1 protein-coding gene and 1 pseudogene are annotated in these 1794 nt (G+C 61.5%); both read right to left on the bottom strand.

The genetic code is table 11. From position 1 onward, the window contains the following. Nucleotides 1-121: 121 nt before the first annotated feature. Nucleotides 122-907 (bottom strand): DeoR/GlpR family DNA-binding transcription regulator, encoded by a 786-nt coding sequence (locus HT737_RS04860; protein ID WP_047293524.1) that lies wholly within the window; start codon nucleotides 905-907, stop codon nucleotides 122-124. Between the two features lie 256 nt (nucleotides 908-1163). Continuing rightward, nucleotides 1164-1794, bottom strand: a pseudogene (locus HT737_RS04865) (LysR substrate-binding domain-containing protein); the annotation flags it as partial.

The following is a 1794-nucleotide window of genomic DNA, read 5'->3' on the forward strand; positions in this document are numbered from 1 at the left end:
AAAAGATCGCAGCCTTCGGCAGCTCCTACAGTGTCCGTGTCGTACTCAACATCATGTACACCACCAAAACCTGTGGGAGCTGGCTTGCCAGCGATGAGGCCATCAGCCTCAGCAAAAAACCTCAGTCCGGCAACTGCTCCACCACAATCCCCAATCGCCGATAATCCTCGACACTGCCCGACGCCACATGCCGCTCGGTAATCAGCGTATGCAGGCGAGTACAAGGCGCCACCACAAACGGCTCGACCGCCCCGAGCTTGTCCGCCGTGGTCACCGCAATCACCCGCGTCGCGCTGTCGAGCAGCGCCTGTTTCACCGGCACTTCATCGAAGTGCAGCGAGGTGATGCCCACTTCCGGGTGAATCGCGCAGACGCCGGTAAAGGCCAGATCCGCCTTGATCCCGGCCAGCATACGCACCGCCTCGTGCCCGCCGGCCGCCATCGTGCGCGGATTAAGTTGCCCTCCGGCGAGAATCACGTTCACGCCCTTGTACTCAGACAACGCGATGGCCGTCATCGGCGCGGCGGTCACCGCGGTGATCTGGATATCCGCCCGCAGCGAGCGTGCCACCTGCAAAGTGGTGGAGCCGGAATCGAACAGCACAATCTGCCCGTCCTCCACCTCTCGCGCTGCCCGTTGCGCCAACCGCACTTTGACCTCATCGGTCTCATCCAGCCGGGTGAAGTAATCCTTGCCGCTGTCCTTGGGCCGTGGCAGTGCCCCGCCATGCACGCGCTGCACCAGCCCGGCGTTGTCCAGTTCGGCGAGGTCGCGGCGAATGGTGTCTTCGGACACGGCGAAATGCTGGCTCAACTCGGAGGCCATGACCTTGCCGTCGCGTTCGAGAATCAGGAGGATTTTCTGCCGGCGCAGGGAGGGCAGTTCGGTGACCGAATGATCGTGCATGGTTTTGCCTGTTTGTGCTTGTAGTTGCAGGTTTTTTTTGCCGAGACTAGCGAAAGCCTCGGGCAAACACAAACCGGCGGGTATCAATTGTTTCGATCATTGGAATCAACAGGCCGAATTTTTTCTTTGCATGGCCCCTGTTCAGAATGGCCTCACTTTAAAAAGGCTCAGGATGAACAGCTGATGAATCTCAATTTTGCGTTTGCGTGCATGATCGTGGTGTCTTTTGCGATTGCCCTTGGCCACGCCTGATACGTCACACCGACGCCGCCAAGTGCTCGCGAAGCCATTTGTGTGCCGGGTCGCGGTGCGCGCGCTCGCCCCAGAACATTGCCATTTCGTAGCCCGGCACCTGCAGCGGTGCGTCCACCACCTGCAACGCCGGGTTGCCGCGCACCAGCCGTGACGGCAGCATCGCCACCAGATCAGTACTGGCCAGCACCGACATCACCATCAGAAAATGCGGCACCGACAACACCACTTTGCGCGCCAGACCGACCTCCGGCCAGCGCCTTGTCGGTGACCCCGAAAAAACCGCCGCCCTCGCGCGACACCATCACGTGTTCCAGCGCGCAGAACTGTTCGCGAGTCGGCTTACGCTTCAAACCCGGATGCCCGACACGCCCGGCCAACACGTAATGCTCGGTGAACAGCACCCGCTGATGCAGATCCAGCGGCGCGTCTTCGGTGATGTGCAATGCCAGATCAAACATGCACTGCTCCGCCTGCCTGGCCAACTGCGCCGGCACCAGATCAAGCACCGCCAGCCGCGTGCCCGGCGCCTGAAGGCGCAAACCGCTGAGGGCTGGCAGCACCACCGTCGACTCGCCGTAATCGGTCGCCGCGACTTTCCAGATGTGCCTGGCCTGCGCCGGATCGAACGCGCT

Source organism: Pseudomonas sp. MD195_PC81_125, assembly GCF_014060985.1.
GTDB lineage: Bacteria > Pseudomonadota > Gammaproteobacteria > Pseudomonadales > Pseudomonadaceae > Aquipseudomonas > Aquipseudomonas parakoreensis.

What these genes read in the sequence shown, in the direction of transcription:
- HT737_RS04860 (WP_047293524.1), bottom strand. Translation starts at nt 907, where the DNA reads ATGCACGATCATTCGGTCACCGAACTGCCCTCCCTGCGCCGGCAGAAA.